This window comes from Selenobaculum gibii, from assembly GCF_030273445.1.
GTDB classification, from domain to species: domain Bacteria; phylum Bacillota; class Negativicutes; order ICN-92133; family ICN-92133; genus Selenobaculum; species Selenobaculum gibii.
Window position 1 is genome coordinate 2,423,941 of sequence record NZ_CP120678.1, and the last position, 16,484, is coordinate 2,440,424.

Annotated in this window: 15 protein-coding genes; 5 read left to right on the forward strand and 10 right to left on the reverse strand. The window is 35.0% G+C overall.

The window, feature by feature from the left end:
• Window positions 1–72 precede the first annotated feature (72 nt).
• The 3 genes from P3F81_RS11545 to P3F81_RS11555 form a co-directional block, all read right to left on the reverse strand.
• On the reverse strand, window positions 73–1,512 hold the full coding sequence (locus P3F81_RS11545) for a putative bifunctional diguanylate cyclase/phosphodiesterase (protein WP_147669630.1): 1,440 nt from the start codon (window positions 1,510–1,512) through the stop codon (window positions 73–75).
• A gap of 394 nt (window positions 1,513–1,906) precedes the next feature.
• A complete protein-coding gene (feoB, locus tag P3F81_RS11550; protein ID WP_147669629.1) occupies window positions 1,907–3,754 on the reverse strand; it encodes a ferrous iron transport protein B in 1,848 nt (615 codons plus the stop codon).
• A gap of 43 nt (window positions 3,755–3,797) precedes the next feature.
• Window positions 3,798–4,016 carry a FeoA family protein gene (locus P3F81_RS11555; protein ID WP_147669628.1) on the reverse strand — a complete coding sequence of 73 codons (219 nt, stop codon included), beginning with the start codon at window positions 4,014–4,016 and terminating at the stop codon, window positions 3,798–3,800.
• A 239-nt stretch (window positions 4,017–4,255) separates the two neighbouring features.
• Between P3F81_RS11555 and P3F81_RS11560 the strand changes: the two genes are divergently transcribed.
• The gene (locus P3F81_RS11560) at window positions 4,256–5,137 is read left to right on the forward strand and encodes a MurR/RpiR family transcriptional regulator (RefSeq protein ID WP_309320420.1); all 882 of its coding nucleotides are present in this window, start codon (window positions 4,256–4,258) and stop codon (window positions 5,135–5,137) included.
• 254 nt (window positions 5,138–5,391) lie between these two features.
• Here the strand turns inward: P3F81_RS11560 and P3F81_RS11565 are convergent, their stop codons facing one another.
• The gene (locus P3F81_RS11565) at window positions 5,392–5,649 is read right to left on the reverse strand and encodes a TIGR03905 family TSCPD domain-containing protein (RefSeq protein WP_147669627.1); all 258 of its coding nucleotides are present in this window, start codon (window positions 5,647–5,649) and stop codon (window positions 5,392–5,394) included.
• Between the two features lie 103 nt (window positions 5,650–5,752).
• Window positions 5,753–7,711: a thioredoxin domain-containing protein gene (locus P3F81_RS11570; RefSeq protein WP_147669626.1), complete on the reverse strand. Its 1,959-nt coding sequence runs from the start codon at window positions 7,709–7,711 to the stop codon at window positions 5,753–5,755.
• Window positions 7,712–8,161: 450 nt separating this feature from the next.
• On the opposite strand from P3F81_RS11570, the gene P3F81_RS11575 reads away from it, so the two are divergent.
• From P3F81_RS11575 to P3F81_RS11585, 3 genes are all read left to right on the forward strand, one after another.
• Window positions 8,162–8,974 (forward strand): MerR family transcriptional regulator, encoded by an 813-nt coding sequence (locus P3F81_RS11575; protein ID WP_147669625.1) that lies wholly within the window; start codon window positions 8,162–8,164, stop codon window positions 8,972–8,974.
• A 46-nt stretch (window positions 8,975–9,020) separates the two neighbouring features.
• On the forward strand, window positions 9,021–10,349 hold the full coding sequence (locus P3F81_RS11580) for an MATE family efflux transporter (protein ID WP_147669624.1): 1,329 nt from the start codon (window positions 9,021–9,023) through the stop codon (window positions 10,347–10,349).
• Window positions 10,350–10,617: 268 nt separating this feature from the next.
• A complete protein-coding gene (locus P3F81_RS11585) occupies window positions 10,618–11,799 on the forward strand; it encodes a cytochrome c biogenesis protein/redoxin (protein WP_147669623.1) in 1,182 nt (393 codons plus the stop codon).
• A 117-nt stretch (window positions 11,800–11,916) separates the two neighbouring features.
• On the opposite strand, the gene P3F81_RS11590 is transcribed toward P3F81_RS11585, so the two are convergent.
• The 4 genes from P3F81_RS11590 to P3F81_RS11605 form a co-directional block, all read right to left on the reverse strand.
• A complete protein-coding gene (locus P3F81_RS11590) occupies window positions 11,917–12,243 on the reverse strand; it encodes a DMT family transporter (RefSeq protein WP_147669622.1) in 327 nt (108 codons plus the stop codon).
• A gap of 273 nt (window positions 12,244–12,516) precedes the next feature.
• The gene (locus tag P3F81_RS11595) at window positions 12,517–13,416 is read right to left on the reverse strand and encodes a hypothetical protein (protein WP_309320421.1); all 900 of its coding nucleotides are present in this window, start codon (window positions 13,414–13,416) and stop codon (window positions 12,517–12,519) included.
• Window positions 13,417–13,507: 91 nt separating this feature from the next.
• On the reverse strand, window positions 13,508–14,020 hold the full coding sequence (locus P3F81_RS11600; protein WP_147669620.1) for a GNAT family N-acetyltransferase: 513 nt from the start codon (window positions 14,018–14,020) through the stop codon (window positions 13,508–13,510).
• 39 nt (window positions 14,021–14,059) lie between these two features.
• Window positions 14,060–14,470: a GNAT family N-acetyltransferase gene (locus P3F81_RS11605; RefSeq protein WP_147669619.1), complete on the reverse strand. Its 411-nt coding sequence runs from the start codon at window positions 14,468–14,470 to the stop codon at window positions 14,060–14,062.
• Window positions 14,471–14,614: 144 nt separating this feature from the next.
• Here P3F81_RS11605 and P3F81_RS11610 point away from each other — a divergent pair, with 144 nt between their 5' ends.
• Window positions 14,615–15,691 (forward strand): catalase family protein, encoded by a 1,077-nt coding sequence (locus P3F81_RS11610; RefSeq protein ID WP_147669618.1) that lies wholly within the window; start codon window positions 14,615–14,617, stop codon window positions 15,689–15,691.
• On the opposite strand, the gene hdhB is transcribed toward P3F81_RS11610, so the two are convergent.
• A complete protein-coding gene (hdhB, locus tag P3F81_RS11615) occupies window positions 15,688–16,473 on the reverse strand; it encodes a 7beta-hydroxysteroid dehydrogenase (RefSeq protein ID WP_147669617.1) in 786 nt (261 codons plus the stop codon). The genes P3F81_RS11610 and hdhB overlap by 4 nt on opposite strands.
• Window positions 16,474–16,484 lie beyond the last annotated feature (11 nt).

Below are 16,484 nucleotides of genomic sequence, written 5' to 3' on the forward strand. Positions count from 1 at the left end.
AAATCTTAAGCTTTATCTAAAAAATGAAATGTTACTAGCATTCATTTTAATAACATGCCAATACTTCTAAAGTTAACTTTTGCTTAATTGCTGTTTTACCTTTTGATTATTCAAGTAATGCTTTAAATCTTCTAACGGCATTGGCTTTGCATAAAAATATCCCTGCGCCATGTCACATCCAATCCCAAGCAAAAACTCTGCTTGCTCTTTTGTTTCGACACCCTCACATACTATATTTAAATCAATATTCTTTGCCAAAACAACCACTTGTTTTATAATTTCACGCTGCTTTGCCGATACTTCGCTTGGCTTCAAAAAACCTTTATCTAATTTTAATATATTCACTGGAATTTCGTATAGTGCATTTAAAAAAGAATATCCGGCGCCAAAGTCGTCCATAGAAATATTAAACCCATATTCTCTAAATTTCGTTAAAACTTCAATTAAATATTGTGCATTATGCGTAAATGCACTTTCTGTAATTTCAAATTCAATATATTTCGGTGCAATATTATACTTTTTTGTTAATCCCATAATTTCATCATACAAATTTTTATTTTCAGCATGACATCTTGATAAGTTTATTGATACGGGTACAATATCCAGCCCCAATTCAACCCAATTACGAATTTGTTTTAGCACTTCCTCATAAACATAGAAATCAAGTTTTATGATTGCACCCGTTTGTTCAAACTGTGGAATAAAATCATTTGGTGGAATAATTTTTCCATCCTTTTTTTGCCAGCGCACGAGTGCTTCCACTCCTACTACATCTCCACTAGATAGAGTGACCTTAGGCTGATAATACACAATAAATTCCCGATTCGCTAGTGCAGAAGAAAACGACCGCATCATTTCTGCACTTTGCCAAAATCTAAGTTTCATATTTTGATTATAAATATTATGTTTTGCCCCTAGTTCATTCACATCTTTCTGCGCTAGTCTTGCATTATCAATCGCATGTAACACATTGATTGTTTTATCTTCAATAATATATACCCCGACTTTAGCGGAAATATTGCTTCCGGGATATTTTTTATTTTCGCGCTCACTAAAATAACCACTATAATAGTTAATCTTATCTTTTATCATATTTTCATCAGCCTGATAATCTGACATCTCTGAAAACAAAATAAATTTGTCAGCTGACTCTCGACAGCCACATAAAATCATTTTATTATGAAAAGTTAGATCCTTAGCAAAGTCACAAAGGACATCATCACCCGCTTCATAGCCATATTTATCATTAAAGTACTTAAAATTCACCAAATTAATGTAGATAATCAAAAATTTTTGTGTTGCATTGCTTTGCAATAAAATATCTGAAACTGTTTTTTTAAAGTAATTAAAATTCATTAGCCCAGTCAATTCATCGTAACTTATTGCAATGTCCAATAATTGCTCAATTGTAATTGTTCCTTTAGCTAATGCATCTTTTAACTTCTCTATACAAACTTGTTTCCGATGATCATGCTGCATATATCTCTTAGTTATTTCAACTATAGATTCCACTTATATAGCCCCACTTTCACAACGTACCCTTGACATCTTTTAGATATATTCTGGAGTAATTTTTCTACAACTTATCTACTTTAAACATATTGAATATCATGGAATTTTTAGTCTATTTATCATTCTTATTTATATCGCTATTTCTTACGGTATTTCCCCCTCAGCCCTTTGCACCGACCTAAAAAACCTTGCATTGCATTCATAAATGCAGCGCAAGGTTATCAATCTATGCTGCGCACTTCTTTCGGATACGAAAGCTCTTTACTTTTACTACATTTCCTGCAATTTCCGTTACATTTCAAAATTAGCAAAGCATTGCACCTCATGCATCTTAACTCATTTACATTTACATTTTCATACCCACATTGAGGACAGACGATATTAATACAATGCTTCATTTAATAATCACCTGCGCTACAATGCCACCGATGGCAAATGCAGCTACCCAGGACCCTAACCAAATTAACGCCCCTTCAAGTTTACCACGTTCCTTAAACATCACGATAACCGAGGCAATACAAGGTACAAATAAGGTAATCGTAATCAATGCAACAATCATCTGCGCCGGTTCTAACATCATATTTGCCAATCCCGCCGCACCAAAATCACGGCGAATTAGCCCCATAATAAATACATTTGCTGTCTCTTTTGGCAACTTTAATATTCCTGTGGTCAATGGTGCTAAAGCATCTTGGATTATGACTAATACATTGGTTACTTCAAGCGTTGTCACGATTGCTGCACCAAGTGCAAAAATCGGTGCAGCTTCTTTTATAAAAGCTACCGATTTCGTCATCATTTTTGTCAATACATTATCTAAGCGTGGTAACCGAATCGGCGGTAAATCAATAAGTAAATCCGTTGGCTTTCCCGGTAAAATCATATGAAGTGCTTTACCAACAATCCCTAGAGTCAATAACATCACCAATATGTAGACTACTATATATTTTGCTCCAATACCAGCCAGCAGACCTGCGATAACACCAAGCTGAGCTGAACATGGAATTGCCAAACCCAGAAGCGCTACCGCAATCGTTCGTTCGCGTTCCGATCCCATTAATCGTGTAGAGATTGTTGCCATCGTTACACAGCCAAACCCGAGGATCATCGGAATAACTGCCCGCCCATTTAACCCTACCATATTCATGATGCGGTCAATCAACGTAGCTAAACGCGGTAAATACCCTGAATCCTCCATAATGGACATAATAAAGTAAAAGCCTAAGACCAAAGGTAACAAAAGACCAAACACATACGTTACCGTCATCGTCAATATGCCAAATTCACCAATTAAATATGCACCTAGAATTGAATATTCTGGAATAAATAAACCTACAACATTTCTGACTATTGGTTCATAATAGCCCCGCATAATAAGATCTTCTGTAATATCAACGATATCTTGTGCAACAAAAACACCAATTAAGTAGTACATCAACGTAACTGCCACAGCTAAAATAATGCTACCGCTTATTGGTCTAAGCATCATTCTTCCTATTTTGGTAGAAAGCGATGATCCTTCGTGAGTTATCGAAACAATACGATCAACAATTTCATTGACCCGTTCACGACGTGCTTGATAGATTGTTTCACGGTGCTCTCGAGGCATCGTTTTATGCCTAGCCGAAACGTGAATATCGCCCTCCGCAATTAGTAAGGCATCAGCTTGACTGCAAGTATCATCAACGATACCATGGATTGCTTTTCTTACATAATTAGGTTGTTTCCCAACTTGCGCTGCATAAAGCTTTTCCTTTACCTCTTTTATCCCAACACCTTTTACCGCTACAGCTGGTATAATTGGTACACCTAGTTCACTTTCTAATTTCTTCAAATCGATACGGATTCCTTGTTTACGTACGTCATCCATCATATTTAATACAATAACCATTGGAATTCCCGTATCAATCACCTGCAACGTTAGAAACAAATCACGTTCCAAATGAACTGCATCAACAACATTAACAATAATATCTGCCGATAAAATAACATCTCTTGCTACTTTTTCTTCATCATTAAAAGAAGATATCCCATAGACACCTGGCGTATCCATCACAATATCTCCACCAAATTTCCCATGCGAAATATCTACCGTTGTCCCAGGGAAATTTGATACGTCAACATAAATCCCCGTTAATGCATTAAAAAAAACTGATTTCCCAACATTCGGATTCCCAACCAAAACAATTTTTTTCGCTCCATGGGGAATTTCTATATGAGAAAGTTCATCATGACATCCCACAAAACCACCTCAAACTTTCCTAACACCTAAATCAAGTCTTACTTTATATCAATTCCACTTGAATTCGCTTTGCCAATTGCCGTCCGATTGCAATCTCCTGTTTCGACCGCGATAGTACAATTGGGCCTGCAAAAATTTTTTCTATACAAACAACCTCAGAGCCAACGGAAATGCCAAAACGAATCGCTTGCGCACGTGCTTGTTGATCAGGAATATCCAATATTCTAATTCTAGCGCCTCGCACAACTTCATCTAAGGTCATCTTTTAGCCCCCTTATATTTAAAGATTAACATTTTATTATACAATACAGGATTCATTGTATTAATATTGATTATTAATGTCAATACTACTGTAATAAAAGTATGCACGAAAAGCACGCCTATTCTTAATCATATAAAAACTGTAAAATTCGACAAAAAATCTTTATTTTTTGCAAAACCCCATTGACTGGGTAGTTATACTACATCTATAATTAAATTAGTTATATTTACTAAAAGGACGTGAGTAAAATTAATACATCAGAATCTTATGAGGCTATCATAAAAAATAATTACAATACCTTACGATCCTCAGAAAAAAAAGTAGCAGATTATATCTTATTACATAGCAATTCTATTCATACAATGTCGCTCTCACAATTATCACTTAGCGCAGGAGTAAGCGAACCAACGGTGATGAGATTCGTAAAGAACCTCGGGTTTTCAGGCTACAGCCATTTTAAATTAAAACTGGCAAGTGATTTAGGCCGTGAAGCCGCATTAGATCACAATAATGATTTACTGATCGATCTTCACATTAGCCGCGAGGATAATACCAAAGATGTTCCCGCAAAACTTATCGCAATGACAACCAAAGCACTAGAAGATACCCTAAAACTTGTCGACATAAGAAATTATCAAAAAGCAATCGACATGGTTGTTAATGCCAGATTAATTGATGTATACGGCGTTGGAAATTCTGGCAGCATTGCAAATGACCTTACGAATAAATTTCTTCGCATTGGCTTAACCTGCCGTTCGTATACCGATAACCATTTACAACAAATTTGTGCTACACATCTAACAAGAGATGATGTTGCAATCGCCATCTCACATTCTGGTAGCACAATGGACATTGTCGATACCTTAAAACTAGCAAAACAATCTGGAGCAAAAACAATTGCAATTACCAATTTCAAAGCATCTACAATCACACAATACGCGGATTTATGTTTCTTCACCGGCGACTTAGAAACATCCTTTTATAGCGAAACGATGTGTTCGCGTATTTCCCAACTCGCCTGTGTAGATATGCTCTATATGGGGGTTCTTCTCAGCGACTATGATAAATATACACAAAGAATCAATAAAACAAACCTTGTTGTCAGTGCACGCAATTATTAAGCAAAACAGCCTTCTGATATAATTTTTCATATCAAAAGGCTGTTTTTTACTTATTTTATCCGATGATTAACCCTCTCGTCTATCGAAATAATTGATTCACACAAACTCAAAGATTTTGGTTCTCTTCTTGTAAGACTCCCGTCTTCTACAAGCGGGAGTTATACCAAGAGGGCACAGGCGAGCGGCCAAATCCCTGGATAACGATTTTTGAAATTCAGCTGGAGTGAAAACTCCAGCTGAATTAAGAACTCTGTTTATTTTTGACTTTCTTCGTAAGCCTCTTTTAACGCAATCGCCAACTGATCTGGGCAAGATGTCGAACGCGGACCACATTTTGTACCAGCAAAGCGTTCTATTACATGCTCTATCGGCATTCCTTTGACTATACTGGATATCCCAGATAAATTCCCATTACACCCACCGACAAACGAAACGTTTTTTACAATATTTCCATCAAGCTCTACAGAAATTTCTCTTGAGCAAGTCCCTTTTGTTTTATATACATATGCCATAGATTATACCTCTCTTACAAAATCTAATAGTCGAATTCCTATTACAATGAATTTCTTTCCATATTATACTTCATCCGGCCTACAATGCCAAGTCAAACCTATACTATACACGCAATACTTCATCTAATTGATTTGATGGCGCCAAGCAACTAAAATTTTTACATAGGTAAAAGGTTGCTTTTCCATTCAATAATTTATATTCCGAAGACTCTTTCTCTAGCACGATAAGATTTGTCCCTAATGGAATCCGCCCTTTTAGATACTCTTTATCCACTGAACTGCTTAGCACACATACCAGATGCGCCGGTGGATAAATATAGTTACTTAATGCAGATAAATAAAAGCTATGACTAGCCGGATAGTCTTCTGCCGCCCCAGCCATAAATTCAAGTTGGTCTTTCACTAACTTTGTCAACCTCTCATTTTCTGTCATCTGCATTAATTTTACAAGATTGTATGCCATAACAGAATTTCCACTTGGTATCGCACCGTCATACGTGTCCTTTGGCTTCATAATTAATTGTTCATTTTGTTTTCCATACAAGAAAAATCCACTGTTCTCCACATCATAAAAATCATCCACAGCCTTCTTGCAAAACTGTATAGCCCTTTTTAAATACTGCTTATCAAGTGTTGCTTCATATAACTGCATAAGCGCAAAGCCATACCAGGCATAATCATCTAGAAAGCCTTCATTTGAACGCTTGCCATTTCGATAACTAACAAAAACTTTATCTTTTTCGCAAAGGCTACGCTCTATAAATCTACACGCTTTTTCCGCAATTTCTAAATAAGTACTATCTCCAAATACCCGATACATCATTGCAAATGCAGCAATCATCATCGAATTCCATGAAGTGAGTATCTTATCATCTAAATGAAGTTTAGTTCGTGTTTGACGATATTCAAATACTTTATCGCGTTCTTTCTCATATTTTTCTTCTAACTTATCATGGTGTAATAAATTTGGGATATTGGCTCCCTCAAAATTTCCTTGTGCAGTAATCCCATAATACTCGTTAAAAGCCTCGCCTTTTTCTTTGCCAAGCAATTCAAGCAGTTCTTTATCAGAGAACACATAGTATTTTCCTTCAATTCCATCGCTATCAGCATCTTGCGCAGAATAAAAAGCTCCTGAAACATCTGTAAGTTCACGTATCACATACTGTGCAATCTGTTTTGCAACTTTTTGATAAAAGTCTCTCTTTGTTACCATAAATGCTTTCGTATAAGCCATTATTAATAGCGCATTATCATAAAGCATTTTTTCAAAATGCGGCACGAGATAATATGCATCTGTAGAGTACCGCGAAAACCCAAACCCGATATGATCGAAAATTCCGCCCTTATACATTTGCGTTAATGTCTTTTCTACCATAGATAAAGCCTGCTCATCCTTAAACCTTTCATAGTAATCAAGTAAGAACATTAAATTGTGTGGGGTCGGAAATTTGGGGGCTTTACCAAATCCGCCAAATCTCTCATCATACATTACATCAAACTGTGCAAACGCTGCGGAAAGAATAGATTCTGATAGATCCATTTTGTACTTCTGCGCCCCATCTAAATGTTTCACTACCGCTTCTGCGGATTCTATTAATTCAGCCTTATTCGTCGTCCACTTTTCAGCAATCGTCTTTAAAAGATCAATAAATCCCACTCTGCCGTACTGGGAATGTTTCGGGAAATACGTTCCCGCATAAAAAGGCTTTTGCATAGGCGTCATAAAAATGCTCGTCGGCCATCCACCACTTCCCGTAAAAGCCTGACAAACCGACATATAAATGCTGTCGATATCCGGCCGTTCCTCCTTGTCCACCTTAATCGCTACAAAATGTCTATTCAAAATCTCCGCAACTTCCTCATCCTCAAAACTCTCATGCGCCATCACATGACACCAATGACAAGTCGAATAGCCAATACTCAAAAATACTGGCTTGTCTTCCGATTTCGCTTTTGCAAACGCTTCTTCCCCCCACGGATACCAATTTACAGGATTATCCGCATGTTGCAATAAATAAGGCGACGTTTCATTTATTAATTGATTTGGCTTTTGGTTCATAAGCTCACCTCTAAAATATCATTTAGATTGTAAATATTATATTAGTCTGCACAAAAATAATAATTACACTCATGCTTAATTTAAAATGTAATCACCTTTATCCGATTTTCAACTAAAAAAATTAATTTTCCTTTATCACATAAAAACAGATAGGTTATTCTGTAATAGACTGTTATTTTGGATTTGTTAAAGGTTTCTCAGCTAATCATATTGAAGTTTAAGTATGAAACTCTCAGCTAATACTATTTATGCGATGATTAACAGAATCATTTAGGGAAATAAGAAAATTACACAACAGCAAAAATTTTGACCGTTTATTTATATACCCCCTTCTTCTAACGGAAGTAACGACATGGTAAATCCCTAAATTATTCATCTGCTTTCAATGGGGTTTGGTCCCTACTAAAACAGCTGTATTTATAATATATAACATCAAAGAAGGTAATCATAATGAACAAAAGCTGGTCAATTGGAGAAATAGCTAATCTATTCGATATATCTCCTGAAACATTGCGCTATTATGAAAGAGCAGGCATAATTTCAATCAATAAAAATAAAAAGAATGGTTATAGAAATTATTCTTACGAAGATATTGTAATACTTATGGATATATTATTTTTTCGTAAATTGGACGTTCCATTGAAGGATATCGACGAAATTATCAAAACTAAAAATTTAAAAGAAATCATAATGCTTTTAAATGCAAAACAGCGATTATTATCACGTAAAATAGACGAAATTCAACACCAACAAGAAATACTCGCCAAAGTAATAGAACAATATGAGGCTAGCGTCAATCATATTGGCCAATTCAAACTAGTTTCTACCCCAAACTTTAAATTTAAAATTATGGGGGTACATGATGATGATCTTTTTACTCTAATAAATAACTTAAAGAAAATAGATGAGCATTCTATACATACGATTGAATATTTGCTACTAATAACCGAAGAAGATCTACAACAAAATACTAATTTCAACTCAATTAAATTTGGCATATTTATTGATAATGATGATTATAGACTAGTTGATCGCTTGAAAAGTCTTGGACTTAGCAACATGGATGAAGGCGAGTATTTGTATACCATCCTAGCAACAAATTATAATGTTGATGTCAATGATACTTTGGCTGAAGCGAAAGTTTGGCTAAATAACAACCAATACCACATCGCTGGCCCGTTATATGGTCACTATATGGCAAGCTGTCATAGCGAACAGTTAGATTTTTATGAAGTATGGATAAAAGCCGAAAAAAACATTTGACCTTGTAGTTACTTCATGGTTTAAACTCTCCAATGAGGTGAGTAACATGAATACAAATGTTTTAGGTCAGGAAAAAATTTGGAAGCTTTTTATTAAATATAGCGTGCCTGCAATTATAGGTATGTTAGTTTTAGGAATGGATGCTATCATAGATGGATACTTTGTTGGTAACTATATTGGTGCAAATGGTCTAGCTAGCACAAATATTGCGATGCCCTTTAATAGTATAATACTTACTATCGGCATTATAGTTGGCATCGGAGTACAAAGTATCATTGGAAGATCACTTGGCCAACAAAATCATACAAATGCTAAAAATGCTTTTAAAACTGCTATAATTATGATTACAGCTATTTGTATTTTGACAACATTGGGTTCAATACTTTTTGCAGAACATATTGCTATGTTCTTAGGTGCAAATGCTGAAATTATTGAAGACACCGTCACTTACATTAGATATTCTAGCATATTCTTGCCATTTATCGGATTGATGTTGGTTCTCGACTATGTTTTAAAAGTTATAGGCAAACCTACTTATGCCATGGTAACGCTAGTAGTCTCAATCGTACTCAACATACTACTTAGTTATATAATGATTCTACAACTAAACATCGGTATTAAGGGAGCAGCATTAGCCTCGGGATTTGCTTATTGCTTCGCTGTTATTTTAGCTGTAATTCCATTTGCAATAACCAATAAAACAGTCTTATCAGACGGCAGTTTTGATAAAAAAATAGCGTATAATATTATTTATAATGGTTCATCCGAAGGGCTTGGAGAACTTGGAACGGCTATAACTACCTTTTTATTTAATATTACACTAATTCGTTATACAGGAGAACTAGGCGTAGCGGCATTCACGGCAATAAGTTACCTAACATTTATTGGTACTAATATCCTGCTCGGCTTATCTGATGGAATAGGTTCTATCGTTAGCTATAACTATGGTAGCGGTCAAATTAAGCGGATTAAGAAAGTATTAGGATTAACAGCAATAACTGCAACGATCATCGGTATAACGATCTTTTTTGCGATATTTAGTTTTGGAAGCAATCTAATTTATATTTTTCTTAATGTAGAAAATAGTGAAATTCTAAACTTTGCTGTAACTGGTGCTAAAATATATGCTTTTGCTTTCCTTATTAGTGGTCTTAATATTATCGCGTCAGGTTTCTTTACCGCTATCGGTAGCCCAGGAAAATCAGCCATTATTGCTTTAAATAAGGGGTTAATCTGGATATCTATTGGCATTATCATTTACCCCCAATTATTTGGTATTCAAGGTATATGGCTTGCAGTCCCGATTGCAGAACTCATAACATTGAGTCTATCAATGATACTATTTTATAATCAATTTAAAACAAATCAATTATAATAACTTTTGATATAAAAAAGCGCTGAAATAAATAGCGCACTTTATTCTAGATGACTTTCATCAAATAATCGAATAATATATTTCTATACATGCAATTTTAACATATAGCACTATGAAATAACCTTTAGGAGACTATAATAATGTATGATATAGAACAGATTGCCCTGTAGAATCCATATCAAATATATTGGGCAAAAAATGGGTTGCCATCATCCTATGGCAATTACAAGATAATAAAACGAAGTTTGGCGAATTCAAGGAGATTTTTATGGAGAATTTAAATTTAAGTATCGTCTTTTTTGAAGGATTGATTTCTTTTTTATCACCGTGTATATTACCAATCTTGCCCGTATATTTAAGTATGCTGTCAAACAGTAATCTAGATAATATTACAAGTAACGGGATTGCAAAAAATTCATTATTTAGAAATACGTTATTTTTCACCTTAGGAATTTCAACAACCTTCTTTTTATTAGGTTCGTCATTAAATGTTCTAACCTCATTTTTTAATGCAAATAAAGATATCATGATGATTATTGGTGGAATTTTTATTGTATTCATGGGATTATTCTATATGGATATTATAAAATCAAATTTTTTAAATCAAGAAAAAAGATTACAGCTAAAAGCAAAAAAGATGAATCCATTTACAGCATTTTTATTGGGATTTACCTTTAGTTTTGGCTGGACCCCATGTATAGGCCCTATACTTGCTTCAGTATTAATATTATCTTCAAGTGCGGATAGCTTAACAATATCGTATTTACTGATTGGATTATATACGCTAGGTTTTATCTTGCCCTTTCTTTTGTTTTCATTATTCTATAACAAGTTAGTTCATCGTGTGGATAAAATCAAACTTCATATGAGTAAAATAAAAAAAATTGGTGGCATAGTTCTAATGCTCTCAGGTTTAATGATTTTATTCAATGGAGTTAGTGACATGCTAGAAGTTCATAGGATGAATAACGAAATTCCAGTAGAAACCAAACAAAAGAATACAAATAAAGAACAACCCGAAAAAATAGCAGCTTTAAATTTTACTTTATATGATCAATATGGGAAAGAACATAGACTAAGCGAATATAAAGGTAAAACAGTATTTTTAAATTTTTGGGCAACGTGGTGCCCTCCATGCAGAGCAGAAATGCCCGATATAGAAGCATTATACAAAGACTATAATGAAAATAATCATGATGTAGTGATTATTGGCGTAGCCTCGCCAAATCTAGGGAGAGAAGGCGATCAAAAATATATAGAGGAATTCTTAAAAAAGGAAGGGCATACTTTCCCTGTAGTTTTTGATCATAAAGGGAGTTTAGTTTATCAGTATGGAATTAATGCATTTCCATCAACCTTTATTATTGATAAAGATGGTTATGTCGTAAAATATGTTCCAGGTGCAATGAATAAAAGCACCATGAAAACCCTAATAGAAAGTGCAAAATAAATATCATTTAGATTATAGCTACGGTATTAATATATAAAAAAGCATCAGCCTTGGCTGATGCTTTTTACACGGAGAAAAAGACTTATTCCTTATTATATTTTCTTACTTCTCTCCACGTTAATGCCCGGATCCCTTTAAATTTAATATTGCCACTCCAGCAATAATGAGTACAATTCCAATAACCGTATATAGATTTAATTGTTCTTTCCAAATCAAAACGGCTATTACAGCTGTTAATGCAGTCCCTACTCCAGACCAAATTGCATAAGCAATTCCTAACGGAATACTTGCCAACGCTTGCGATAGAGAATAGAAGGAAATTCCCATTCCAATAATAAAAATCACTGATGGCAGCATTTTAGTAAAACCTTCTGAGGCTTTCATCATAGAAGTCGAAAAAATTTCTAAAATGATTGCGATTCCCAAAAAAATATACCCATTCATGTTTTATTCCCCTTAAAAATATCATTATTCGCATCATACAAAATGCTCTCTTGCGCCTTTTCTTTTTTTGGCATAACGAATCCTTTCTTTACTAAGCTATTGTTGATTATTCTAACCATAATCCTCTATATCTTGATTCAATTCAAGAATTAAACAGACTTTTTGCATTTGCTTCCTATCGCATATATTACAATTATCTTTTATTTCCAATTGTTCTTCCCGATATCATAAATAGTATACAAAATAAAATGGGACCTATAGACAAAACACTTTTTACCTTACGACTGCTATTGTTGATCTTTCTTTAAAATCTCCTAGAGCTATAACCACCTTTTTCTCTCCCGGAGTGGTAAATGCGTAGTTTTCATACATTTGCACCCCATTTGCAGTTATATCCAGTTGATCTCCTGAATAATCCTTCACCGTCCCATCTTGAAAATAACATCTGACTGTATATTCGCAGGTATGAAAGCTCTCCCCAACTTCATAGATGCTTTGCTCAGGTCGGCTGATGAGTTCATAACGCAGAACCGATTTATTAAATGTAGGAGTAACCGTGAGTGTCTGCTCGATATCGCTGTTCCCCAATCTGATCACAAACTTTTTCTGACCAGCTTCTTTAAATCTATACCCCTTCGTTATCCTATTGCCGTTTGCAAAGAATTCTAAATCCGAACTCCTAAAGTTCCGCGAAGTCCCATCCGTAAAAACACAATGAACTACAATATCCGCAGGATTAAATTTATCTAGGTTTTGCCTGTAGGTACGATTTAAATTCCCACTGCTTACATAGCATTCCCTGATGTTGCTTTTAAAATCAGCAGGGAAAACCTGTATTTCATAGTTTGCTTGCTTGTCCTTGTATTTTACCGTGATATTCTTTTTACCCGGTTCTTTAAATCTGTAGCCATCTGAAATCGGTACACCATTTGCCCAATATCTTAATTGTTTGTGACCATAGTATTTGTAACGTCCTCTATCGCCATAGACAAATATCCCTATGTTTTCTGTCTGAAAAGCCTCACCAACTTTATAAATCCTATTAGTTGCCAACACCTCAATCGTTCCTGAGTCTGGGATCAGTGGACATTTTGCCTCTACAACGCTCGTCTGCTGAGGCATAACAACCATAATTGTCAGGGTCATTGCTAGCATAATAAATAATCTTTTCATATAATCTCCCCCCAAAATTTTGATTAGAATCTAGAACAAGTCAATAAATGTTTGAAAATAATGACTTTCCTAGAAAACATAATGAGTTCTTTTATTCCTCTATAGGCTTCTTCGGTCCTTTTAATTCTAACTGATAAAAAGCTAAATCTAGCCATTGATTAAATTTGAAACCTGCTTTTTTTATTGTACCTGAAAATTCAAAGCCGAGCTTTTTATGTAATTTTATACTACTTTCATTTGCTGCATCAATCCCAGCTACAAGTGTTGCGTATTCTCTTCCAGTCGCTATTTTTATAATTTCCTGCATCATTTGCGTTGCAATCCCTGCCCCACGATAATCTTGATGTACATATACAGAATGTTCTATGGTGTACTTATATGCTGGCCATGCTCGAAAAGGTCCAAAGGTAGCATAGGCAACAACTTTGGCATCCTTTTCAAAAACAAGTAGTGGATATCCATCCCGTTTTTTATTCTCATACCACAAAACTCTATCCTCAAGCGTATGTGCTTGATAGTCATAAACTGCCGTTGTATTTAATATCGCATCATTATAAATTTCTAATATGTCTGATAAATCATTTTTCGTTGCTTCTCGAATCATTTTTTCAATCCTTTCCCCATACATTTACACTTCTATATTTTAATCCTTATTGTTAAAGTTACAAATCTGCATAGCAACACCCTCTGGACTTCTATGAAATCCATGTTTTTTATAGAAATTTGTATTACTTTCTTCGGGAGAAAGTTCGAGATAAAGATATTCTTTATATTTTTCTTTGATTACCTCTACCATCTGCCCCGCAATGCCTTGCCCTTGATAGTCTGGATGCACCAATACGTAATGCATATAAGCCAGCATTTCACTATCATCCAGCACCCGAATCAAACCTACAAGTTTTCTACCATCCCAGGCAGTTAATACTGTGGATGAATGTAATAATGCTTTAAAAAGCCGATTCGGATATCGACCAGACTCCCAGTTCACTGACAAAAACAATCCTTCTATATCTTCCCTCGTAAACTTCTTTTCTTCTGTAAATACTACTGCCATTTGACCGTTCCTCCATTTCATAATTTAATTATATTTTCAAGTGATTAAAATACACTATATCCACAACTGTATAACCGACTTATTTATTCTGCATAATAATATCAAATAATTTTGTATGCTGATATTAAGGGAGATGGGTTACCTTTGCAAAAAAATAAAGTAACGACAGGAGATATCATTGAAATCTTAAAGAAAATGATGATAAAAGATCAAAATTCTAGCTTCATGATGCGCGCCGCCCATACGAAAAGTCTTGGACTAGTTAAAGGATACTTTACGATATGCCCTGACCTCCCTAAAAACCTACGCATAGGGTTATTCCGGGAATCCAAAAGATATCCCGCATTTATACGTTTTTCAAACTCTAACCCTAAATTCACTAGTGATAAACTAAAAGATATCCGTGGAGTTGCGATAAAGTTAATTGATGATACCCAAACAAACTTCTCTCAGGATTTTATTTTAGCAAGCTGCCCTACTCTGCCCTTTGGAACATTAAATGAATTTAATGAAGTTCTCTACTGGGGATTAAAAAACCCTTTCTACTTATTCCTCAATACGTTATTTCAAGGAAAATTAACTAAGTTCATACAAGTTTATAAAATGACGAAACATGATACAAGCCCTTTAGATATTAAATATTGGAGCATAACTCCCTATGCGTTTGGAAACTATGCAGTAAAATACCTTCTGCGCCCAACGTCTACTTATCATAGCACCCTACCCAAAGACTTAACTGACGCATACCTATCAACAAATATGCAACGTCACTTACTTACCAACGATGCAACTTTTGATTTTTGCATACAACTTCAAAAAGATAAAACAAAAATGCCAATAGATGATGTCAGCATTCAATGGAGTGAAACAGAATCTAAGCCTATCAAAATAGCTGAAATCCGCATTCTCGCTCAAAACTTTAATACGAAAGAGCGTGCCTATTTTTCTGAAATCTTAACCTACTCTCCAGCAAACAGTCTTATCGAACATAAACCTCTCGGTGCAATAAATCAAGCAAGAGTAGAAATTTATAACGAATTATCCGCATCTCGTTGCGCAAAAAATCAAATCCCCAAGCTTATTCCAACGGAAAACAATTTTACTTCTAAAAAATCCGATTCTTGCTTGTATTCCAATAAAAAAGTAAAACTCCTGCCAATGCAATGCATGAATCAGCAGGCGTTTTACTTTATTTGTACAAAAATTCATTCTAATAATTAAGCCATATGCTCAAACATTTTTCCTAATTTCTCAATTACTTCATTTCTATCTAAACTTCTATTTTTTTGCATGTTTTCTCTATTTATCTCACCAGCTAAATAACTATAGGTTTTGCCTAGCTGATCAAAGCCATCTTTAACAACATCTTCGGGGTACATAGCCGCGGCTACGGCTTTAGGGTCAGCTGGCTTATTTTTAAGCCAAGTAGGTGTAATTGTTGAGCCTGCAGTTAATAAGAGCACATCGACATTTGTATTTTTACATTCATAGGCTACACCTTCAGTAACTAACATCATGTAAGATTTTTGTGCGGCATATTCAGCACAAAATGGCAGCGAAGTCCATCCTGATAAAGAACCTATCGTAATGAATGCCCCGCGATTTCGCTCTTTAAATTTTCCAATAAAATAATGTAATAGTCTTGAAAATGTCCTTATATTTACCCTATACATTTGTTCATATGTTTCATAATTAATTTTATTGTATTCTCCCATCGCATGTAGACACGCAACATAATTCACCGCCCCCATATCTAAGTCTTTGGTTGCAGAAATTAATTTTTCCGCCGCATCATATTCGGACAAATCTTGTGGCAATACTTTTATTTCCTTCCCCGTTTCCACATGAATTTCCTTTGCCAAAGCTTCTAAAGCTTCTTTTCTTCGACCGACTAAAATGACATCCATCCCTCTTCTAGCAAACTCAAATGCAGCCGCTTTCCCAATCCCTTCAGTAGCACCTAATACAATTGCCCATTGCCCATACTTTTCGCGAAAGTCCATTTTTAGCTTCC